Source organism: Ornithinimicrobium murale, assembly GCF_003352835.1.
In the GTDB taxonomy this organism is placed as follows: domain Bacteria; phylum Actinomycetota; class Actinomycetes; order Actinomycetales; family Dermatophilaceae; genus Ornithinicoccus; species Ornithinicoccus muralis.
In genome coordinates this window covers 36,294-57,637 of sequence record NZ_QLVD01000028.1, presented here as the reverse complement: position 1 = coordinate 57,637, position 21,344 = coordinate 36,294, and the positions used below count along the sequence as shown (strand labels likewise).

Below are 21,344 nucleotides of genomic sequence, written 5' to 3'. Positions count from 1 at the left end.
GCACGGTGACCCGAGATCTACCCCCCACCGAGCGCACGGTGACGTGATTCCGAGGTCCCGCCCGGCACAACTGAGCGCGGTATGCCGAGGCTCGCCTCGGCATACCGCCTCCGCCTTGGTCAGCAAGCCCCCACTGCACCTAGGCTCGGGCCGTGGACTGGAGACAGCTGTGGGGTGAGGCGGCGGCTGCCTGGCGCGACCAGGTGGCGCAGGTCAGCGATCCGGAGGCCGCGACCCCGGCCGGAAGCTGGACCGTCCGCGAGCTGCTGGGCCACATCGAGGCGGAGGGTCGATCCCTTGCGCCGGCGGGAGGGGTCGCGAACCTGCCGATGGAGACCCTCGACCTCGCGGTCCATGCCTGGGACCTGTCCCGCGCCAACGGCTCGGCCCTGACGCTCAGCGAGGAGTTGTGCCATGCGCTCCTGGAGGCCTTCGGGCCCTTCACCCACCTGATGGCGCGGGACGGCTCCTTCGCGCCGCCGATTCCGTTGGGCGAGAACGCGACCGCCCAGGACCGCCTGATCGCACTGACCGGGCGCGACCCCGCATGGGGCACCGGCGCCCGGACTGCTCGCCCCTAGGGGAGCTCCTCACAGAGCGAGGGGTCGGCGTAGGCCTTCAGGTCCTTGAAGACGGCGTCACTGATCGCGCCGGAGCCACCCTGCACGTCGATGAAGCACGGTTGGAGCCGCTCCAGCTCCTCCCTGGTCGCCGATGGGATGTTGGCCTTGCTCACGAGCAGGAGCGGGCCGTCACCCCAGTGGCTCAGGCCGATCCCGAGGGCGTCCGGGTAGCTCTCGCCGCTGGCGATGTACACGGCGATGGTGTTGCTGCCGTCCCAGCCGTAGGCCTGGGCGACGGCCGCAGCGGTCGCATAGCGGTTGTCACCGAACACCCGGTTCACTCCGTCCTCGGAGATGACCTCCTGCGGCTGGCCGGCCTGCTGGTGCTGCCCGCCCGCGGTCTTGACCACTGAGCGGCCGGTGGCTCGGTCTGGACCAGAATCGGTGCCACCCGTGGCATCGGCCACGACCAGGCCCGCCAATGCCCCGCCCGCCACCAGGGACAGGCTCAGGATGCCGCTTGCAATCTCACGCTTCATGTCGTGCTCCTCTGGTTGGACGGGTGGGGATGATGCGTGGAAGGGGTGGAGATCGGGTGCGAGGACGGAGGGTTCCGCGCACGGCCGCCGGAGGAAGGGCGGTGGGGTTGCCGTGCGCGGAACCCTCAGGGAGTGCCACTCCGGGGAGAGAGTGGCCTGGAGGTCAGTTCACGACGCACCCGCCGAGGGCGATCGTGCCGTCGATCGTCGCGATCTGGGCCTGGACGCCACCGAGGCGAGACTGCAGGTCCAGCACGATCGCCTGCTGCGCCTTGATGGCGGCCTGGTTGCGCTTCTTCTGCGCCTCCAGATCACGCAGGGAAGCCTGCGCCTGGGTCAGCTGGCCGTCCAGTGACTGGATGGTCTGCTGCAGCTCGGTGAGTCGAGCCTGCTCGGCCTCCGCCTCGGCGTCGAGCTGGCCGAGGCGCTCCAGCAGCGGGGTCACCCGGTCCTGCAGCGCCAGGATCTCGCCCTCCTTGGCCGCGATCTGGTCGTTCAGCACGGACAGCTCGCCGCTGAGCCGGGCCACCTCACCCTCCAGCGTGATGACCTCGGCCTGCTGCGCGCTCACCGCGGCATGGGTGGTGGCCACGGCCAGCTGCAACCCGGGCAGCTGGCTCTCCAGGCCGGCGATCTCGGCCTCCTGGTCCTGCACGGCCCGCTGCGCGGCCTCCAGGGCGGACTGCGCGGCGGTGAGGTCGGCGCGCAGCCCGTCGAGCACGAGCTGCTGGGCCTGCACCGCCTCGGTGGCCGCGGTCAGGTCACCGGTCGTGCTCTGCAGCTCCGCCTCAGCTGCGGCGACGACACCCTCCTGGGCGGTGACCCGGGCGCCTGCGTCCGCAGCGGCGGCCTCGGCTGCCGCCAGGTCACCCTGCAGTCCGTCCAGGACCTGCTGCTGGTCCGTCACGGCCGAGGTGGCCGCGTCGCGTGCGGCCTCGAGCGCCGGCACCTGCTCACGCAGGCCGGCGACCTCGGCGACCTTGGCCTCGGCTGCTGTCTGCGCGGCGAGCAACGCCTCCTGCAGCACCTCACCGTCGCGCTGCAGCGCGCTGCTCTCCGCCTGCTTGGCGGCCAGCTGCGCGGCGAGCGCGTCGGCCTGTCCCTGGAGCGCGGCAAGGTCGCCCTCGAGCCCGCTGATCTCGGCGTCCTTGTCCGTGATCTGGTCGTTCACGATGGCGAGCTCGGCCTGCTTCGCGTTGCGTGCCGCGATGCGTTCCCTCTTCCACCTGGAGTTCTCGCTCGAGTTGTCCTCATCGATCAGGCGCTGCAGTTCAGCGATCTCGCTCTCCAGCGTCGCCTGCTGCTGCACAAGCCCGGTCAGGGCCTGCTCCGCCGCGGCGAGGTCGCCTGCCGTCTCGCCGATCTGCGCGTCGACCTCGTCCCGTGCGGTGGCCAGGTCCGCGATCTGCGTCTCCAGGTCGGCGACCGCCTGCCGGTTGGCGTCGACCAGGGCCTGGGCGTCCACCACGGCCGTATGCAGCACCGCCAGCTCTCCCTCGGCGACGGCGATCGCTGTGGTCTGGTCCTGGACGGCCTGCTCGGTGCGTGCCGCCTCCTCCTCCAGGGTCGCCAGAGTCGACTGGGCGTCGCCGACCGCTGCCTGGGCCGTGACCACGGCCTCGGCAGCCGCCGTGGCGGCCTGCTGGGCAGCGGACAGCTCGGCCACCGCGTCGTCCAGGGCTGCCTGTGCTGCCTCGACCTGCTCCTGGGCCGCGTCCTGGTCTGCCACCAGCGCCGCCAGCTCGGTCTCGGCCCCAGTGACCGCCGCCTCGGCAGCGGTCACCGCGTCCTGGGCGGCCGCCTCCGCGTCCTGCAGACCGACGAGCTCGCTCTGGGCGGCCGCGAGTGCGCGCTCCCCCTCGGCGAGGGCGTCAGCCGCCTGCTGGGCCTCGTCCTGCAGCTGCGCCAGCAGGGCACCGGCCTGCTGGAGCTCGGCCTGCTTGGCTTCGAGCGCACCCTGGGTGGCGTCCCGGTCCGCCACGAGGGCGTCCCGGGCCTCCTGGGCGGTGGCGAGCTCGCCCTGAGCGGTGTCGAGGTCAGCAGCCACGAGCGCACGCTCGGCCTGCAGATCTGCGAGCCTCTCCTCGGAAGCGGCCGCCTCACCCTGCGCCGCGGCCCGGTCGGACTCCAGCTGGGCCAGCTGCGCCTCGAGCTCGGCCACCTGCTCCTCCAGGGCTGCGAACTCCGCGTCGAGCTCTGCGATCGCGGCATCCGCCGCAGCGATCTCGTCGACCAGGGTGCCGGCCTGCGCCTCCAGCTCGGCCCGCTGGGCCTGCAGGTCCGCGATCACGTCGGCGTTCTGCCTGGCAGCGGCCTTGAGCAGGTTGGCCTGCACATGGCCACGGTGGGCGAGCTGGTTGACCACGCCGTTGCAGATGCCGGGTGTGCGGCCGTTGTCGGCGGCGCTGGCGACCTGCCCGGCCGAGCCCAGGAGGCCGACCACCATCAGGGAGACGAGGGCCGCCCGGTGGCCTGTGGAGGGAGTGCTCATCGCTTGTTCGTGCCTTCCGTTGATGCCCGGATCCGCGGTGATCCGAAGCTCCGCCTAACGTAAAGAAAAGGTAATGAAAAGGTAAGGACCTTGGCCGTTTAACTTTCTGAACACACCGTTCAGATCACGGGCCACCGCCTGGCCGCGTGTCGCCGCCCTGGCTGCACTAGGGTCGCCGACCATGGGCAGCCGGGTCAGACAGCACGCGACCGGCACCGCGGCCCACAGCTCCCGGACCGACGTTGCGCTAACCGCCACCGGCTGGGCGCTCGGGCTCCTGCTCACCCTCCTGGTCGTCGGGGTGCCCTGGGTCGTGGCCGCTGCCCCCAGTCGGACCGGACATCTGGTGCTGGACACTGCGAACGCCTGTATCGCGCTGCTGGCCGCCTACCTGCTGTGGGGCCGCTACCTGCGGGCAGGTCGGCTCGCGGACCTGCTGCTCGTGCAGGGGCTGGCGCTGCTCGCGGTGGCCGGCTTGGGGCTGTCGACCGTGACAGCGCTCCTGCTGGACGCACCCCACGACACGCTGGACGCCTGGATCCCGCTCGCCCTGGGGGTGCTGGGCACCTGCCTGCTGGCGCTGGCCGCGCTCCCCCGTGCGACCCAGGCCCCTTCGCGCCATGTCGTGCGGGCCTGGACCATCGCGCCCTGGGTGATCGCCGTCCTGGTGAGCGCGGCGCTCTGGTGGGCGAGCGGCATACTGCCTGCTGCGGTGGACCCTCTGCCCACCCTGGTCGGCGCGCAGACCGAGCCGGCCACCGGTCACCCGCTGGTGACGGCGTCCCACCTGGTCATGGCCGCGCTCTTGCTGCTGGCGTCCGTCGGGTTCACCGCCCGGGCGATGCGGAACCGGGACGAGCTGCTGCGCTGGTTGGGGCCGGCCTGCGCGCTCGGGGGCTTCGCGCGGGTGAACTATGCACTGAGCCCGACGCTCTACACCGACTGGCTCTATGCCGGTGACGTGCTGCGCACCGCCTTCCACGCCGTGCTGCTCGTCGGGGCGTTGCGGGAGGTCCGCCAGCACTGGTCGGGACTGGCCACGGAGGCGGTCCTGCAGGACCGGCGCCGCCTGGCCCGGGAGATCCACGACGGCGTGCTGCAGGAGCTGAGTTATATCCGGTCCCTGGCCCACGACCTGCGCGGGCGGCCCGCCGCCCAGATCAGCGAGTCAGCGACGCGCGCGATGGACGAGGCCCGGGCGGCCGTGCACGCGCTGCGCCGCCTGGAGAGCGAGCCGCTGGCGCAGGTGCTCCAGCACACCGCCCGCGAGCTGGCAGACCGGCACGGACTGCGGCTGGAGACCGACCTGGACCCGGCCGTGGACAGCGACCCGGATGATGTGCACACGCTGACCCAGATCGCGCGGGAGGCCCTGACCAACGCCGCCCGGCACGGCGCGGCCCGCAGCGTCCACCTGAGCCTGCGCCGCGACGGGGACGCCCGGGTGCTGTCGGTGCGTGACGACGGGGTGGGGTTCGCCGCTGCCCGGCGGGAGACCCGCGGAGGGGGCTACGGTCTGATCACGATGCGGGAGCGCGCCGAGTCCCTCCCCGGGACACTGGAGCTGGACTCCCCGCCGGGACAGGGCAGCGTGGTGACGGTGACGTGGTGACAGTGACGTGGTGAGCGAGATGCGGCTGGCACCGATGCGGACAGTGACGTGCTGATGACAGGTGAGGCGGATGACGTGGTGACCGGAGAGCCGCTGAGCGTGGTCCTCGCCGACGACCACGCCCGACTGCGGGCCCGGGTCAGGGCTGCGCTGGAGACGGCGGAGTGCGTGGTGCTCGGCGAGGCGGCGACGGCCGACCAGGCCGTGGCGCTGGTCGCCGAGCACGGCCCGCAGGTGGCGCTGCTGGACATCAACATGCCCGGTGACGGCATCGCCGCCGCCCGCCGGATCAGCACCTCCCACCCGGGCACGGCGGTGGTGATGCTGACCCAGTCCGAGGAGGACGAGGACCTCTTCGACTCCCTGCGGGCCGGGGCGAGCGGCTACCTGCTCAAGGACGGCGACCCTGCCGGGCTGGCGCAGGCCCTGCACGGGGTGCTGCGCGGCGAGGCCGCGCTGGCGCCGTCCCTGGTGAGCCGGGTGCTGCAGGAGTTCCGGACCTCCCGACCGCGCCGCAGCGCTGCGGCCGCCCGGCTCACCAACCGCGAGCTGCAGGTGATGGAGCTGCTCGCCGCGGGAGCATCCACCGCCGAGGTGGCCAGCGAGCTGTTCCTCTCGACCACCACCGTGCGCGTCCACGTCTCCTCGGTGCTGCGCAAACTGCGGGTCACCAACCGGGAGAACGCCTTCCGAGTGTTGCGCGGACGATGACTGACAGCGACCGCCACCCCGGGCGGCACACCGGGAGCGACCTACTGAACCGTGACCAGGGTGACGTGTGTTTCAGTAGTGGCGTGAAATCCGACATCGAGGCCCCCGGAGGCCGGGAAACAGCATGAGCCCGGTGATCGTTGCGGAGGACATCGGCGTGGCCATCGCGCCCGACGAGGTCCTGCTGCCCCCGGTGAGCTTCCAGCTCGAGACCGGCTCGGCGCTGGCCGTGGTCGGACCCAACGGAGCGGGCAAGACCACCCTGCTGCGGGTGCTGGCCGGGCTCATCGCGCCCACCTCCGGGCTGGTGAGCGTCGCCGGCGCGAGCATCGAGGAACGCAACCCCGTCTTCCGGCGCCGGGTCGCCGCTCTGATCGGCATGCCGCCGCTGGCCCGTGACCTCACCGTCCGGGAGCACCTGGTCCTGGTCGCGACGTCCTGGGGCACCCCCGCGGACCACGCGCAGGAGCAGTCGGACGCGCTGCTGACCTCCTTCGACCTGGCCCGGCTGGGCCGCCGCTTCCCGCACGAGCTCTCCTCGGGTCAGGTGCAGCTGTTCTCCATCGCGCTGACCCTGGCCCGCCCGTTCAACCTGCTGGTGGTCGACGAGCCAGAGCAGCGCCTGGACCGTCATCGCCTGGGGCTGGTCACCGCGGCCCTCCAGGCCCATGTCCGGGCCGGCACCACCCTCGTCTTCGCCACCCACAGTGCTGACCTCGTGGAGCAGCTCGCCAACCAGGTCCTGGAGGTGGGGGATGTCGGTCCCGCTCCTGACTCCGCGTGAGCGGATCGGCGGGGCGCGCCGCCTCTACCAGGACCGGGGTGGGGCGCGCACCCAGGGGGACACTGCATACCTGGCCTATCTGGTCGTCCTCGTCCTGGCCATGGTGGTCATCCCGCTGCTGATCGGGACGGCCCGGGTGCTGGCCGAGCCGGAGATCCTCTCCGCGCTGCAATCGGCGGGGTCCAGGCAGGTGGTGCTTGCCGTCAGTGGAGCGCTGCTCGCCGCCGCCACGGTGGTGGGCATGCACCGCGGCCCCGCCCACCTGCCCCCGGTCCTGGTCAGTCTGCTCGCCGGCACCGACCTGCCCCGCTCCCGCACGCTGCTGCGGCCGTTCGTGACGGCGGCGGTGGCCCTCACCATCCTGTTCACCGTCGCCGGTGGCCTGCTGGCCACGGTCCTCGTCCTCGAGTCCGGGCTGGACGTGCCGGGCGCGCTCGGGCTCACCGGTGCCGCGGCCGCCCTCGGCGTGATCGCCGCCGCCGCGTGGCTGGCCGGGCAGCGCGTCGGCCCACGGCACGGCTGGGTGCTCACCGTCGCGCTGCTCGCCGCGACCGGGCTCACCCTGCTGGTGCCCGCCCTGGCCACTGTCACCCCGTGGGGCTGGGTCGCCGACCTCTGGCCACCGACCGCCGACGGCCCGCCGTGGGCGCTGCTCCCCCTGGTCCTGGTCGCGCTGGTCTGCGCCGAGCGGGTCCCCCGGTTGCTGGACCGCGTGCTTGGCCCGCTCCTGCTCCGCCAGGCACGGCAGTGGGAGATCGTGAGCATCGCGGCCTACACCGGCGACCTCGCCTCCGCGCTGGCCACCTTCCGTGCTCTTCCGCGCCTCGGGAGACGGTGGTGGGCTGTCCCCGGAAGCACGACCGTCCTGCAGTATGCCGTGCGAGACCTGGTCGGAGCCGCCCGGACCCCCGTCCGGGCCGTGACCGGTCTGGCCTTCCTGATCCTCGGTGGGGCCCTGATGTCCCTGGCGGTGGCCGGCACCCCCGTCTCGCCGCTGGTCCTCGCCGGGCTCGGCGCGGTGGCCGGGTTCCTGGCGCTGGGCACGCTCACCGACGGCTTCCGGCACGCCGCGGACACTCGCTCGCTGCCGACCCTCTTCGGGCACACCACGGCCCAGCTGTTCCTGCTGCACACGCTGGTTCCGGTCCTGCTGGCGGTGCTGTGCTCGGTGGCCGGGGCCGGCCTGGCCCGGCTCGCCGGATGGCCCGCCGCCGGGCTGGTGGAGGCCGCGCTCCTGGGCGTGCTGCTGGTGGCCGTCCGGGCCTTCGACAGCACCAAGGGGCCGCTCCCCCTCACGCTGCTGACACCGGCCCCGTCCCCGGTGGGCGACCTGTCCGGGCTGATGGTGATGGCCTGGCAGGCCGACGCGCTGCTGCTGGCCATCGCCCTGGGCCTCGGGCTCGCCTACGTGCTCACCACCGGCGGCCTGCTGCTCGCCGCCGGCGCCGCCGTGCTGGCCCTGGTCGCCGTCGTCGGCCTGGCCTACGGGCGGCTCAACGACCTCTGACCCGTGCGGTGGCGAGCGCCGCTGTTGAAAGCCCCCTGAAAGGGGAGGCTCGTAGGGTGGATGGGTGCTTTCGCCTCACAGTGCCTCACCGCGTCCACCCCGCGTCCCGTTCGTGGCCGTCCTCGCCGCCCTGGCTCTCCTGGCCGTCTCGTTCGGCCCGAGCCACCAGCCGGCCGTGGCGGCCCCGGAGGCGACCACGTCCGATCCCGCCACCCGTCCGGTCGCCGGTGAGGTCACCCGCATCGCCGGTCTCAGCGGGCCCACTGGCGTGGGCTACTCCGGCGACGGCGGGCCCGCGACCGACGCTCGGTTGAACACCGGGCTCGACATCGCCGCGGGCCCGAACGGGAGCATCTACCTGGCCGATCGTGGCAACGGACGACTCCGGGTGATCGACCCGGAGGGCACCATCCGCACGATGATCCACGCCACGCGGTCCCCGGAGAACGACGTCGACCTGGACGAGGGATGGACCTACAGTCCGAGCAACCGGCCGCGCTCGGTGGACGTGACCGACGACGGTGCGGTGGTGGTCGGCGCCACGACGGACGTCACCCGGGTGACCCCGGGTGGGGAGAAGTCGGTCCTGGCCGGTGGCGGGGAGCAGGGCCTCCCAGAACCCGGCGAGAGCCTTCCGGGCGAGGCCACCTCGCTGCACCGGGCGAGTGCGGTGGCGGTCTCCTCCGACGGCACGGTCTATGCCTACCTCGCCGGGGCCGGTCGGATCATCGCGATCGACGAGGACGGCTCCGTGCGCGTGCTGGCTGGCGGCGGCGAGGCGGACCGGGCCAGGGCCGACGGGAGCAGGCCCGCCACCGACTATGCGATCGGTCGACCCGAGGCCCTGGCCGTGGCCGACAGCGGCCCTCTGGCGGGCACCGTCTTCTTCACCACCGAGCTGCACTCCAGGGTCATGGCGATCGACCCCGACGGGCGGCTGGACGTGTTCGCCGGGACCGGTGAAAGCGGCTTCAGCGGCGACGGCGGGCCCGCCCGTGAGGCTCTCCTCTCCGACGTCGTGCAGGGCCTGGCCGTCACGACCGACGGGGAGCTCCTGATCGCCGACACCTACAACGCGGCGATCCGCCGGGTCGACCACGACGGCATCATCACCACGGTGCGGGGCTCCGTCGGTCAGGTCGACAGCCTGGACGTGCTGCCGAACGGGGACATCATCTTCACCCGGGGCGCTCTGGCGCTGCGGCTCACCATGGACGGGGCGTCGGCGACCGAGGCCACGGGACCGGTCGAGGCAGGGGCGGACCCGTTCGCGAGCGCCGAGGCAGGCGAGGTCGTGCATGTTGCCGGTGCCGAGGAGCCGGCCGCGGTCCGACCGGAGCCACCGACCTCGCCGCAGAGCTATCCCCACGCGTCCGGGGTCACCGTCGACGCCGACGGGTCCGTGGTCTACGGGGATCGCGCCACGGCGACCGTCCGCCGCGTCGAACCCGACGGGAGCACGTCGGTGGTCGCCGGCGTGTGGCCGCCACCGGAGGAGGCCGCCGAGGGATCGCCACCGGACACGGTGCGTGCGGACGAGCACGTCCTCGATGGCGTCCAGGACGTCGCGACGACCGCAGACGGTCAGCTGCTGATCGCCGAGCCACAGCGGATCTGGAAACTCGACGATGAGGGGACGATGACCCAGGTATTCGACGGCGGCGACTCCGGCCCGATCCGTGGCATCACCACGGACGCGCAGGGCAGCATCTATCTCACGCAGGGCGACCTGGTGCGGAGAATCACGCCGGCTGGAGACGTCGACCCGATCGCGGGCGGCGGACAGCGGTGGGCCGACGAGGTCGACGGCCACCCCGCCCTCGAGGCCTCCCTGTGGGAGCCCACGGACGTGGCCGTCGACAGCTCGGGCACGGTCTATCTGACCGAAGGCGGCCGACCACACGTGCGAGCGATCACGCCGGACGGCACGATCACCACAGCGCTGGGCGACAGCTATCGCGGGCAGGACGAGGGCGGTTTCGCCGGAGACGGAGGCCCCGGAGTGGAGGCCGAGTTGAACACTCCCCTCGGCCTGGCGGTGGCGCCGGATGACGCGCTGCTGGTCGCCGACACCTACAACGCCCGGGTCCGGCGTCTGGACACCGACGGCACGGTCACCACGGTCGCCGGCACCGGCCGCGTGCCCGACCCCGCAGGACCCACCGGGGAGTCCGACCCTGCAGGACCTGCCCTGGACACGGCCATCGGGGAGCCGACCTCGCTGGCTCTGGACGCCGACGGCAACCTGGTGTTCGCCACGACCCGCCCCGACCGGATCTACCGACTGACCGATGACGCGGCCGTGAGCGTGCTCCTGGAGATGGACGCGGCTCCCGACGAGCCACTGCCTGCCGCGGACGCGCCTCTTTCGGGCGTGCAGGACCTGGCGATCGGACCGGACGGGCTCCCCACTGTCACTGGCCAGGCGGGCATGCTGACCATCGACGGCACCGTCTCCGAGTTCGGCACCTCAGGCGGCAACCGCCTGGCCTCCGCTGAGGCGATGTATCTCGCGCGCTCCACCTCGGTCAGCCGGGTCTTCCCCGACGGCCGCACGGTGCCGGTGGCCGGCGGCGGTTCCACCGGCGAGGCGGAGGGGCCGCTGCCGGGACGGTCCCTGAGCCTCGAGGGCGGTGTCCCTGACGTCGCGATCGGGCCCGACGGCTCGGTGTTCGTCCTCTCCCTGGTCGGCACCGCCACCGAGCCGGACCCGGAAACGACGGTGCACCGCATCTCGACGGACGGGACGGCCACCGGGGTGGACACCGGCGCCGTCGAACGACTCCACGCCCTGGCCGCCGGGCCGGACGGCACCCTCTACGGCATCGAGGCCGAGGAGCGCCAGGTGCTGCGCCTGGACGGCGAGGGCTCGGTGACGGTCGTGGCCGCCCGGGATGAGGACAGCGGCACCTCCCTGGTTGACGAGCCGTTCGGCACAGCAACGGCACTGCCGTCGGGCCAACCGCAGGACCTTGCCGTCGGCCCGCACGGCCACCTGTTCGTGGCCACGAGTGCCGGCGTCCTGGTCATCGACCCCGTCGAGGACACCTACGCCTTCCACGATGGCCTGTGGCCCGAGGAGCAGTTCAACGTGCGCATCGCCGCGGACCGGCACGGCAACGCCTACACGCTCTCGCACGATGGGCGCGGCCCCGCGGCACGAGTGTCGGCACTGGTGCACCCTGCGGAGGTCACCGCCCCGTCCGAGGTGCCCTGGCTCGGGATCATCGCCGGCGCCGGCGGCCTGGTGCTCCTGGCAGGGGCGGTCCTGGTCTGGCAACTCCGGCGGAGGCGGCAGCAGGCCCCCGTTCCTGCCCCCGGCCCCGACGTGTCCGAGAGCACCTGACCGGCGCACCGCATACCCCCGGGCGCACCGCGCTCTGCCCCGTATTTCGGGGCAGAGCATAGTCAGCCAGGCACCTGCCCCCGGCAGTCCGCCCTGATCAGGCGGGACAGACCTGCACCGCCGTGGCGCGGCCTCAGACCATGGTGACCACGTAGGAACCACCGGTCCCACGGGTCGGCGCCGTGGGCCGTGCGTCCCCAGGGCGACCGAGGTGGCCCGCGACCGCCTCCTCGGCAACCTGCTGAGCCGTCTTGGACCAGGTCCAGAGCACCGTCTGCTCGCTGGACCGGCCGTCTGGTCCCAGCACCGTCAGGCGGTAGGTGTCACCCTCACCCGCCTCGTGCTCGACCACGAAGTGCTCTCCGGCCTTCAGGCCCGGGACCTCCGACAGAATCTCCATCGCACTCGCCTTTCGACCAGGGCGCCATCGGCTGTCTCCGACGACACCGCTCCACTTGGGCTAATCCTTGCGAGTACTTTACTCATACTTTACTCAAAATGGGAGAGGTCAGCACGGACACAACGCACTGTGCCCTGCCCCGACAGGCGGGGCAGGGCACAGGCAACCGGTCGTATGCGGACCGGCGGGGTCTTCCTGGTCAGTCCAGGTAGTCGCGGAGCACCTGGGAGCGCGACGGGTGCCGCAGCTTGCTCATGGTCTTGCTCTCGATCTGTCGGATCCGCTCGCGGGTGACGCCGTAGACCTTGCCGATCTCGTCTAAAGTCTTCGGCTGTCCGTCGGAGAGACCGAAGCGCATCGAGACGACGCCGGCCTCACGCTCGGACAGGGTGTCCAGCACCGAGTGGAGCTGCTCCTGCAGCAGCGTGAACGACACCGCGTCGGCCGGGACGACCGCCTCGGAGTCCTCGATCAGGTCACCGAACTCGGAGTCGCCGTCCTCGCCCAGGGGGGTGTGCAGGGAGATGGGCTCGCGGCCGTACTTCTGGACCTCGACGACCTTCTCCGGCGTCATGTCCAGCTCGGCGGCCAGCTCCTCGGGCAGGGGCTCGCGCCCCAGGTCCTGCAGCATCTGGCGCTGCACGCGGGCTAGCTTGTTGATGACCTCGACCATGTGCACCGGGATGCGGATGGTGCGGGCCTGGTCGGCCATCGCGCGGGTGATCGCCTGGCGGATCCACCACGTTGCGTAGGTCGAGAACTTGTAACCCTTGGTGTAGTCGAACTTCTCGACGGCGCGGATCAGACCGAGGTTGCCCTCCTGGATCAGGTCCAGGAACAGCATGCCGCGGCCGGTGTAGCGCTTGGCCAGCGAGACGACCAGTCGCAGGTTGGCCTCGAGCAGGTGGTTCTTGGCGTTCTTGCCGTCCGAGGAGATCCACCACAGCTCGCGCTTGAGCTTGGCGTCCAGCTTGTCGCCGGAGTTGAGACGCTCCTCGGCGAACAGGCCGGCCTCGATGCGCTTGGCGAGCTCGACCTCCTGCTCGGCGTTGAGCAGCGCGACCTTGCCGATCTGCTTCAGGTAGTCCTTGACCGGGTCGGCAGTGGCACCGGCGGTCACGACCTGCTGCGCCGGGGCGTCATCGTCATCGCCCTGGCTCAGGACGAAGCCGGAGTCCTCGGAGGCGGTGCCGGCGGCCGGCTGGGGCGTGGCGACGACCTCGCCCTCACCCTTCTCCTCGTCCTCTTCCTCTGCCTCGACGTCCTCGTCGACGACCTCCGCCTCAGCGGCTGCTGCCGCCTTCTTCCGGGCGGCGGCCGTCTGGCGGGTGGTCGTCTTCTTGGCGGCGGCGGTCTTGCCGGCCGCGGTCTTGGCCGCGGCGCGCGTGGTGGCGGCCTTCTTGGCCGGCGCCTTCTTGGCGGGGGCCTTCTTGGCCGTGGTCTTCTCGTCCGCGGTCGCCTCGGTGGCCTCGCTCGTGGTCGCGGCCTTGGCCGGCGCCTTCTTGGCGGTGGCCTTGGCCGGTGTTTCCTTGGCCTCCGCGGCCTTCGTGGTGGCCGTCGACTTCGTGGCCGTCGACTTCGTGGCGGTCTTGGGGGCCGCGGTCTTGGCGCTTGCCGCCTTGGTGGTCGTCGTCTTGGTGGTCGTCGTCTTGCTCGCGGTCTTGCGGGCAGCGGTCTTGCGCGTGGTGCGCTTGGCCGGGGTGGCCTCGGTGCCGTCCATCACGACATGGATCGCGTTGTCGGACAGCACCTTGAGGACCTTGGTCATGGTCTTCTTGTTGGGCAGCTCGGCGGCCTCGAGCGCGGTCCGGACATCGGACAGCGGGAGCTCACCGGACTGCTTGCCCCGCTTGAACAGGGTCTCCAGCTCGGGCTTGCTGAACTCGGCCGGGAGGTCGAGCGTTGTGGTTGCGGGGGTGGCCTTCTTGGCTGTCACGGGTTACACCAGCTACTTTCGTGGGGAGCTCGAGAGCGGCGGACTTGAGGCAAGCGCGCCGGGCACGGCGGAGCGCCCAGGACTCTGTGTGTGTTGGCTATCCAGGTCATCCGATCTCGGTGAGTGGATGAGCACCTGTTGACATTATAGAACCAGGAACCTCCCGGTGATGTTCCCGGACCCTGTCATCACCGGTTGACCAGCAGCTTTGCCGGACCACCGGGGAGGCCCTCGGTGCGGTGTGGTTGGCATCACGCTGGTGGCGCGGTCGGCAGTCGGACGCGCAGGACGGTGGCTCCCGGTTCGGAGGCGATCTCGATGGTGCCGCCGTGGCGCTCCACCACGATGCGCCGGGCGATGTCCAGCCCCAGGCCGGTGCCCTGCCCCACCGGTTTGGTCGTGTAGAACGCCTCGAACGCCCGGCCGACCACCTCCTCGGGCATGCCCGGGCCGGTGTCGGCGATCTCCACCACGGCTCCGCCGTCCTCGCCCGCCCGGGTGCTGATGCGCAGCGTGCCGGCACCGGCCATCGCGTCGACCGCGTTGTCGATGAGGTTGGTCCAGACCTGGTTGAGCTCACCGGCATAGCCCTCGATGTGCGGGGCACCGTCGTAGTCCTTGACCACCTCCACACTCCCCTCGCGCAGCCGGTGGCCCAGCACCAGCAGGGTGCTCTCGATGCCCTCGGTGACATCCAGCCGCTGCAGAGCAGCGCGGTCCAGCTGGGAGTAGGAACGCACCGCCGCGACCAGCTCGGAGATGCGCCGGGTCGACTCGGTGATCTCGGCGCGCAGCACCGTGGCCTGCAGGCTGCTGACCACCCAGTCCAGGCTCGCCTGCAGTGAGCGGTCGTCGACGACGCGCGCCAGCCCCTCGCACCACTGGGTGTCCGCGCTGGCGGCCGCGAGCACCGGCGCCATCACCCAGCTGCGGTCCACGCCCCGGGCCTCCAGCCGCTCGGCGAGGGCGTCCTCGATCTCGGCGAGGTCGACATAGGCGGGCGCCGGCCGTGCGGCCAGGTCCCGTCGCAGCGCGTCCAGGGCGGTGAACTGCTCCGCCGTGATGCCGTGCTCGGCCAGCTCCCGCAGCGAGTCGAACAGCTTGTCGTCGGCGGCGCCGAGGGCGGCGGTGGCCCGGGTCGCGGCGGCCGCGGGGTTGTTGATCTCGTGGGCCAGGCCGGCCGCGAGCTTGCCGAGGGTGGCCAGGGCGTCACGCTGGCGGGCCGTGGACTCGACATAGAGCGCCATGCCGTAGATGCCCTTGATGAGGTGGCTGCCGAACGGGAACCACCGCGCCGTCAGGTCGCGCAGCGCCACGGACGGCACCTCCAGCATCCGGCCGCTCTCCAGACCCCGGGCGCTGGCCAGATAGACACCGGTGTCGACCCAGGCGCGGAAGCCACCGGCCCACCTGCCGGGGGCGTCCATCCGGCCCACCACCATGTCCTCGCGCTCGGTGCGCCGCACCAGCTCGACGACCCCGTCGACCACCACCCACCAGGAGTCGGCGTGCTCGCCCTCGGTCCACAACAGGTCACCGGGGGCGAAGGGCACCTCGCGCCCGGCCGCGATGAGCTCCTCGAGCTGCTCGGTGCCCAGTCCGCTGAAGAGCTCCAACGGTTGCAGGTCGGTGACGTCCACGGGCGCTCCTCAGGTCGTGGCCAGGTAGCGGTGGATGAAGTGCACCGCCATGGCGCCCTCGCCGACGGCGGAGGCGACACGTTTCATGGAGTCCAGCCGCACGTCGCCGGCCGCGAAGACCCCGGGGACGCTCGTCTCGAGTGCATAGGGTGCGCGCGGCCCGGTCCAGGCCCCGTCCACCGCGCGGAGCATCTCCGGGCCGGTCAGGACGAAGCCCTTGGTGTCCCGGGCGACCAGGTCACCCAGCCAGTCGGTCCGCGGGTCGGCCCCGATATAGACGAACAACCAGCTGGCGGCGACCTCCTGGGTCGCCCCCGAGCCGCGGTCGCGCAGCGTGATCGACTCCAGGTGCCCGTCACCCCGCGCCGCGACGACCTCGGTGCCGTGCCGCACGGTGATGTTGTCCCGGGCCATGATCCGGTCAACCAGATACTGCGACATCGAGGCCCCGAGGTCGCTCCCCCGCACCAGGAGGGTCAGGTGCTTGGCGTGCCGAGAGAGGTTGAGCGCAGCCTGCCCGGCGGAGTTGGCGGCCCCGATCAGATAGACCTCCTCGCCAGCCACCTGCACCGCCTCGCTCGCCGTGGCCCCGTAGTAGACACCCCGACCGGTGAACACGTCCACGTCGGCGGCCCCGAGCCGGCGGTAGGAGACCCCCGTGGTGACGATCACCGAGCGCGCCTCGATCGCGCCCTCACCGTCCAGCAGGACCGCACGCACCGGCCCGCGCCGCTCGAGCCCGACCACGTCGCGGGCCACCACCATCTCGGCCCCGAACCGGATGGCCTGGGCGACCGCGCGCTGCGTCAGGTCCGACCCGCTGAGCCCCCGCGGGAAGCCCAGGTAGTTCTCGATCGCGGCGCTCTGCCCGGCCTGCCCGCCCGGCGCCTCACGCTCGATGACGACCGTCTGCAACCCCTCGGAGGCCGCGTAGACGGCCGACGCGAGACCGGCGGGTCCACCACCAACGATCGCCACGTCATACAGCGGTTGCTCGGCGCGGGTCCGCAGACCCAGCGCCCCCGCGAGCTCCTTGCTCGAGGGACAGCTCAGGGTCGTCCCGTCCGGGACCAGCACCAGCGGCAGCTCCTCGACGGTTGCCCCCGCCGCCTGCCGCAGTCGCTCCCCCTCCTCGCCGTCCTCGATGTCGATCCACCGGTAGGGGACGTGGTTGCGGGCCAGGAAGGTCTTGGTCGCGTGGGCCTGCTCGGACCACCGGTGACCCACCACGCGTATGCCGGAGGTGTCGGTCGGGTGCGCCCGTCGCCAGTCCTCGAGCAGGTCGTCGACGACCGGGTAGAGACGCTCGTCGGGCGGGTCCCAGGGCTTGAGGAGATAGTGGTCCAGGCCGATGTCGTTGATCGCGCGGATCGCCGCGTCGGTATCGGCATAGGCGGTCAGCAGCAGCTGCTTGGCCGTCGGTGCCTGCGGCCGGGCCGCCTCCAGGAACTCGATGCCGGCCATCACGGGCATCCGCTGGTCGGTCACGATCAGGGCGGTGCTCTGATCGCGCAGCGCGAGCCGTTCCAGCACCGCCAGCCCGTCGGCCCCCGAGGTCGCGCCCAGCACCCGGTAGTCACCGCCGTAGCGGTCCCGCAGGTCACGGGTGATCGCGGCAGAGACCATCGGGTCGTCATCGACCGTCAGGATGGCGGGCTTGCTCATGGGCAACAACTTCCGACGTCACGGGGAGGGAAGAGCCTCGCCCGTGAGTCTAGAGCCGCAGGTGGTGCCCGCGATAGCCCCAGATCAGGGCCGTCCAGTCACGCCTCTGGTCATGCCGTCAGCTCAGGCCCTCCGGCTCACTCCTCGGAGTCGTCGGCCTTCACCGCGAGCACCGGGCAGGACGCGTCGAGCAGGATGCGCTGGGCGTTGGAACCCAGGATCAGCTTGCCGACCGGCGTGCGGCGGCGCAGTCCGATCACGATGAAGTCGGCCGAGGTCTCCTCAGCGACGGCGATCAGGTCCTCGCTGGGCTCGTTGCCCCGCACCAGGGCACGCACCTCGTGCTCGATGCCCTCGGCGTCCAGCTGGTCCTGCACGCGCGAGAGCTCGGTCTCGAAGCGCTGAGCCTCCCGGGCGTCGAAGTCACGACCTCCGCGGTGGGAGTTGACCACGATGAGCTTGAGGTGGCGCAGCGACGCCTCCTGAGCTGCGCGGCGCAGGGCGGCGCGACCTTCCTTGGTGGGCACATATCCAACGATGATCGTCATGTCATCCCTCTTTCGTCAGGGTGCGGCCTTACCTCACGCATGGAGGTTACACGCACGCACGGGCGACTACGCCGAGGACACGAACGGCCCGCGGGGAGGTGGGACGGCGTTCTGCAGCAACATGTCGGTCAGCCCGGCCAGGTAGTAGTCCGGCTCCAGCTCCAGCGCCCGCTCGATCGCCAGGTTCGCCACCGTGCCGCTGTTCAGCGCCCACGCGGTCTGCGCCGTGACCGTCAGCAGCGGCGCCGCCAACTCATCGGGCACCAGGGAGCACAGGGAGACCAGCCGGTCCAGAAGCCGCCGGTTGCCCAGCCGCGCCAGCTCCAGGTGCCGGACGAGCGGGTCGCTGACCTCCCGGGGCAGCATGCCGGGACCTAGGACGCCGGGCACCGACCAGGTGATCACGCCGTCCCGGAACTCGCGGTGCCACAGCAGCACGAGCCCCTGCGCCAGCACCGCCGGCGGCAGGTCGGCCACCTCCGGTCCGCCGACCGTGGTGTCCAGGATCCGGCGCCAGGCCAGGGCACCGCGCTCCAGGAACCGGGCCTGGAGCCGGACCAGGTCCTGCACGACCTCCCCCTCGGGCGGCACTTCCTCCCCCTCGGGCGGCACCTCCTCCCCATCAGGCGGCACCTCCTCCGCCTCGGGCGGCACCGCCTGCAGGAAGCGGTCCAGATAGTCCTCCACCTCCGCCGCGAGCTCGGCCCTGCGTTCGGCGTCACCCTCCCGGATCCGCCGGGCCAGCTCCGCGCGGCCGGGGCCGATCTGCGCCCCCGCCAGAACCAGGTCGGCGGCACAGGGGACGGCCTCGAGGGAGGGGACCACACACCATACGGACGAGGTGCCATCCGGCTCGAGCTGCTGCCAGCGACCCTCGTGCACCCGCACCGCGTGGTGCACGGGCACCTCTTCCTCCGCGCAGAGGCGGGCGACCGCGCGCAGCACCTCGGTGCTGTCCGTGTCGTCCTCGAAGGCCAGCACGTCGACCAGGGCAGGCTGCCGGGTCCGCTGCTGGCGCAGGCACCGGCCGACGTCAGCCAGCACGTCCTCGTAGCCGCCGAGGTCGTGCGGCAGGTCCATGCGGGCCATCAGCAGAACCGGCCCAGCGGCCCGGGCCGCTCCGGGGTGACTCTCCGGCTGCCCCAGCAGGACCAGCACCAGGCTGTCCTCGGGCTGATAGCCCAGCTGCAGGGGCACCGTCGCGATCAGCTCTTCGACGCCGCGGACTCGGATCTGTGAGGTCGTCATGGCCCCACGCTCCGGCGTCAGGCACAGGGCGCGCGAGGTCATCCGCGATCTGTGGACAACCCCGGACGGTCCCGGACCCTGGGTGCAACTTCTCAGGGACGGGGCAGTGCCCGGGGCGGGAACTCCTCACGTGCGTGGTCGGCGATCCGGTTCATCAGGAAGCCGTCGATCCCCGCGCCGATGCCGCCACCGACGACCGGCACGAAGCGACCCAGGCGGCTCAGCGACTTGCTGCCCAACTGGGTGGCCAGCTTGAACCCGACGCCCTTGTTGATGACCATCACCGCGGCCTTGGGCAGTCGCTGCATGGCCACGGAGGCAAGCTTGCCGCCGCCGGCGACACCGGCCTTGGCCAGCAGGTCCTGGCTGTCGGCGCCGACCAGGGTCAGCAGCACGGCGGTGCGCACCTCGGGCCGGGTCAGGTCATAACCGCGGATCTGGGCGATGCTGCCGACCATGCGGGTGGCCAGCACATAGAAGCCGGCGATGTTGGCGGGCATCGAGGCGACCATGGTGACGAAGCCACCGATGCCGGTGACGAAACCACCAGCGGCCCCCAGCTTGATGTGGGAGCGGACGATGTCGGTGATCGCCTTCTCGGCATCACCCTTCTTCTCGGCCAGCGCGTTCTCGACGATCTCGGCCACGGAGTCCAGCGGCCCGAGCCCGTCGATGCCGACGTCCATCAGCTTGCCCACCAGGGCGTTGGCCGTCTTGGCACCGATGCCGGCTTCGGCCACCGCCTCGGCGGCCTCGGGCTCCTTGTCCTGGCCGATCCCAAACAGACCCACGGCTTCTCCCCTCGTCTCGGCCGCAGCTCGCACGCGACGCTTCTGCGCCATCCTGCCACCGGACCGGCCAGCACCACACTTCGAACCGTCGGCCGTGTGCGATAGATTCCGCCCCATGGTTGATGGGGAGAAGAAGTCAGGCGGCCCGTCCAAGGCGCTGGGGGCTCTGGCGGCCCTGCTGGGCGTTGCTGGCCTGGTCCTGGTCGGCCTCGGGTTGTTCGGGGTGCTCAACACGGCCACGCCCAACATGACCGGCATCAACGCGGGCCAGTCGGTGCGCATCCCCGACTCCGGGATGTCCCTGTGGGCCGAGGAGGACGTGCGCGGCGACGTGGTCTGCCAGGCGGGTGAGGCCACGATGGAGCGCCCGACCTCCACCTACTCCGTCGAGGTCAGCAACCGCGAGTTCTTCGAGATCGCGCGCACGCCCAGCGACCTGGACCCCGGCAGCTATCCGGTCTCCTGCGAGGGCACCGAGGAGGCGGTCTTCGTCGGCCCCAACGCCGCGCGCACCACCGCCCCGGGCATCATCGGCGAGCTCGGTCTCTACATCGGCGCCGGTCTCCTGGCCCTGGCGGTGCTGCTCGGCCTGGGCGCGCTGCTCACCCGCCGCAGGACTCCCAAGACCGCCGACACCCCCTACCAGTACAGCTCGCACACCGACGTCCCCGTCGGTGGTTACCAGCCCGGGCCGTATGCCGACACGCACCAGTCCTCCCCCGGCCAGTCTCCCTATGGTCAGCCTCCGAATGCGCAGTCTCCCTATGCGCACGACCCTTATGCGCCGCAGCAGGGATACCCGGCTGCCGGCGGCTATGCCCCGCAGGACCAGGGTCAGTCGCCGCAGGGATATGCCCCGCAGGGCTACAACGCGCCCGGCCAGGGGCATGACCAGCAGGGCTACCCGCAGCAGGGTTACGGCCAGCAGGGTTATGGCGCCGACCAGACGCAGGCCTACCCGCCCGGCGGTGGCTACGGCGGTGACCAGACGCAGGCCTACCCGCCCGGCGGTGGCTACGGCGGTGACCAGACGCAGGCCTACCCGCCCGCTGGTGGCTACGGCGGTGAGCAGCAGTATGGCCAGCAGCAGGGCCAGGGCGGCTACGGCCAGCAGTCCTATGGTCAGCAGCCCTACGCGCAGCCCGGCCAGGCGCAGGGCGGCTACGGCCAGCAGTCGTATGGTCAGCAGCAGGACCAGGGCGGCTACGGCCAACAGCCCTATGGTCAGCAGCAGGACCAGCAGCCGTACGGTCAACAGCCCTACGGCTCCGGCGAGCCGGGTCAGGGCGGCGGCGAACCGCAGGCCTACCCCTATGGCGAGCGTCAGCACCCTGCGACCGAGCACTCTGGTGCCACGGCGTGGAGCCCCGAGCCGGCCGACGCCACGCAGCCTGTCCAGCCTGCGGAAGGCGATGCCCCCCAGCAGGGCACGAGCGACCAGCAGGACGCCGGTGACCAGCAGCGTGACAGCGAGGCGTCTGTCGAGGAGACCGACAACACCCAGCAGTTCCCGCCGCCCCCGCCGCCGCGCTCGCAGGACTGACGCCGCGATCTCGACCGTGC

Annotated in this window: 16 protein-coding genes; 7 read left to right on the top strand and 9 right to left on the bottom strand. The window is 71.8% G+C overall.

Annotated elements, in window-relative coordinates:
- Window positions 1–152 precede the first annotated feature (152 nt).
- A complete protein-coding gene (locus DPQ65_RS13365) occupies window positions 153–581 on the top strand; it encodes a DinB family protein (protein ID WP_114907854.1) in 429 nt (142 codons plus the stop codon).
- Here the strand turns inward: DPQ65_RS13365 and DPQ65_RS13360 are convergent.
- Window positions 578–1,102, bottom strand: a complete 525-nt coding sequence (locus DPQ65_RS13360; RefSeq protein ID WP_114907853.1) for a cell wall-binding repeat-containing protein — start codon at window positions 1,100–1,102, stop codon at window positions 578–580. The two genes, DPQ65_RS13365 and DPQ65_RS13360, sit on opposite strands and share 4 nt — an antisense overlap.
- A 163-nt stretch (window positions 1,103–1,265) precedes the next feature.
- Window positions 1,266–3,593, bottom strand: a complete 2,328-nt coding sequence (locus DPQ65_RS13355; RefSeq protein WP_114907852.1) for a coiled-coil domain-containing protein — start codon at window positions 3,591–3,593, stop codon at window positions 1,266–1,268.
- Window positions 3,594–3,774: 181 nt separating this feature from the next.
- On the opposite strand from DPQ65_RS13355, the gene DPQ65_RS13350 reads away from it, so the two are divergent.
- The 5 genes from DPQ65_RS13350 to DPQ65_RS13330 all read left to right on the top strand — a co-directional run bounded on the left by DPQ65_RS13350 (window position 3,775) and on the right by DPQ65_RS13330 (window position 11,553).
- Window positions 3,775–5,205 (top strand): sensor histidine kinase, encoded by a 1,431-nt coding sequence (locus DPQ65_RS13350; protein ID WP_114907851.1) that lies wholly within the window; start codon window positions 3,775–3,777, stop codon window positions 5,203–5,205.
- A 54-nt stretch (window positions 5,206–5,259) separates the two neighbouring features.
- On the top strand, window positions 5,260–5,916 hold the full coding sequence (locus tag DPQ65_RS13345; RefSeq protein ID WP_238146851.1) for a response regulator: 657 nt from the start codon (window positions 5,260–5,262) through the stop codon (window positions 5,914–5,916).
- Window positions 5,917–6,040: 124 nt separating this feature from the next.
- Window positions 6,041–6,700 carry an ABC transporter ATP-binding protein gene (locus DPQ65_RS13340; protein ID WP_114907850.1) on the top strand — a complete coding sequence of 220 codons (660 nt, stop codon included), beginning with the start codon at window positions 6,041–6,043 and terminating at the stop codon, window positions 6,698–6,700.
- A complete protein-coding gene (locus DPQ65_RS13335; RefSeq protein ID WP_114907849.1) occupies window positions 6,672–8,207 on the top strand; it encodes a hypothetical protein in 1,536 nt (511 codons plus the stop codon). The genes DPQ65_RS13340 and DPQ65_RS13335 overlap by 29 nt, the downstream gene beginning before the upstream one ends.
- Window positions 8,208–8,271: 64 nt before the next feature.
- The gene (locus tag DPQ65_RS13330; protein ID WP_162802225.1) at window positions 8,272–11,553 is read left to right on the top strand and encodes an NHL repeat-containing protein; all 3,282 of its coding nucleotides are present in this window, start codon (window positions 8,272–8,274) and stop codon (window positions 11,551–11,553) included.
- Between the two features lie 133 nt (window positions 11,554–11,686).
- Here DPQ65_RS13330 and DPQ65_RS13325 read toward each other — a convergent pair whose 3' ends face one another.
- The 7 genes from DPQ65_RS13325 to DPQ65_RS13295 all read right to left on the bottom strand — a co-directional run bounded on the left by DPQ65_RS13325 (window position 11,687) and on the right by DPQ65_RS13295 (window position 19,832).
- A complete protein-coding gene (locus DPQ65_RS13325; RefSeq protein WP_114907847.1) occupies window positions 11,687–11,953 on the bottom strand; it encodes a hypothetical protein in 267 nt (88 codons plus the stop codon).
- Between the two features lie 199 nt (window positions 11,954–12,152).
- The gene (locus tag DPQ65_RS13320; protein WP_114907846.1) at window positions 12,153–13,889 is read right to left on the bottom strand and encodes an RNA polymerase sigma factor; all 1,737 of its coding nucleotides are present in this window, start codon (window positions 13,887–13,889) and stop codon (window positions 12,153–12,155) included.
- Window positions 13,890–14,140: 251 nt separating this feature from the next.
- Entirely contained in the window at window positions 14,141–15,529 is a 1,389-nt protein-coding gene (locus DPQ65_RS13315) for an ATP-binding protein (protein ID WP_114907845.1), read from the bottom strand.
- 9 nt (window positions 15,530–15,538) lie between these two features.
- Window positions 15,539–17,194, bottom strand: coding sequence for an FAD-dependent oxidoreductase (locus DPQ65_RS13310; protein ID WP_114907844.1), 1,656 nt, complete (start codon window positions 17,192–17,194; stop codon window positions 15,539–15,541).
- 137 nt (window positions 17,195–17,331) lie between these two features.
- Window positions 17,332–17,742 (bottom strand): universal stress protein, encoded by a 411-nt coding sequence (locus tag DPQ65_RS13305; protein WP_114907843.1) that lies wholly within the window; start codon window positions 17,740–17,742, stop codon window positions 17,332–17,334.
- A 66-nt stretch (window positions 17,743–17,808) separates the two neighbouring features.
- Complete coding sequence (locus DPQ65_RS13300; protein WP_162802224.1) at window positions 17,809–18,990, bottom strand: DUF4192 domain-containing protein; 1,182 nt, start codon at window positions 18,988–18,990, stop codon at window positions 17,809–17,811.
- Between the two features lie 92 nt (window positions 18,991–19,082).
- On the bottom strand, window positions 19,083–19,832 hold the full coding sequence (locus DPQ65_RS13295; protein ID WP_114907841.1) for an EcsC family protein: 750 nt from the start codon (window positions 19,830–19,832) through the stop codon (window positions 19,083–19,085).
- A gap of 64 nt (window positions 19,833–19,896) precedes the next feature.
- Between DPQ65_RS13295 and DPQ65_RS13290 the strand changes: the two genes are divergently transcribed.
- Window positions 19,897–21,324, top strand: coding sequence for a hypothetical protein (locus DPQ65_RS13290; RefSeq protein ID WP_114907840.1), 1,428 nt, complete (start codon window positions 19,897–19,899; stop codon window positions 21,322–21,324).
- Window positions 21,325–21,344 lie beyond the last annotated feature (20 nt).

Bases quoted from the DNA above. Each gene is read 5' to 3' on its own strand.
- DPQ65_RS13360 (WP_114907853.1), bottom strand. From the start codon at position 1,102: ATGAAGCGTGAGATTGCAAGCGGCATCCTGAGCCTGTCCCTGGTGGCG.
- DPQ65_RS13355 (WP_114907852.1), bottom strand. From the start codon at position 3,593: ATGAGCACTCCCTCCACAGGCCACCGGGCGGCCCTCGTCTCCCTGATG.
- DPQ65_RS13350 (WP_114907851.1), top strand. From the start codon at position 3,775: ATGGGCAGCCGGGTCAGACAGCACGCGACCGGCACCGCGGCCCACAGC.
- DPQ65_RS13345 (WP_238146851.1), top strand. From the start codon at position 5,260: ATGACAGGTGAGGCGGATGACGTGGTGACCGGAGAGCCGCTGAGCGTG.
- DPQ65_RS13340 (WP_114907850.1), top strand. From the start codon at position 6,041: ATGAGCCCGGTGATCGTTGCGGAGGACATCGGCGTGGCCATCGCGCCC.
- DPQ65_RS13335 (WP_114907849.1), top strand. From the start codon at position 6,672: ATGTCGGTCCCGCTCCTGACTCCGCGTGAGCGGATCGGCGGGGCGCGC.
- DPQ65_RS13325 (WP_114907847.1), bottom strand. From the start codon at position 11,953: ATGGAGATTCTGTCGGAGGTCCCGGGCCTGAAGGCCGGAGAGCACTTC.
- DPQ65_RS13310 (WP_114907844.1), bottom strand. From the start codon at position 17,194: ATGAGCAAGCCCGCCATCCTGACGGTCGATGACGACCCGATGGTCTCT.
- DPQ65_RS13305 (WP_114907843.1), bottom strand. From the start codon at position 17,742: ATGACGATCATCGTTGGATATGTGCCCACCAAGGAAGGTCGCGCCGCC.
- DPQ65_RS13300 (WP_162802224.1), bottom strand. From the start codon at position 18,990: ATGACGACCTCACAGATCCGAGTCCGCGGCGTCGAAGAGCTGATCGCG.
- DPQ65_RS13295 (WP_114907841.1), bottom strand. From the start codon at position 19,832: ATGGCGCAGAAGCGTCGCGTGCGAGCTGCGGCCGAGACGAGGGGAGAA.
- DPQ65_RS13290 (WP_114907840.1), top strand. From the start codon at position 19,897: ATGGTTGATGGGGAGAAGAAGTCAGGCGGCCCGTCCAAGGCGCTGGGG.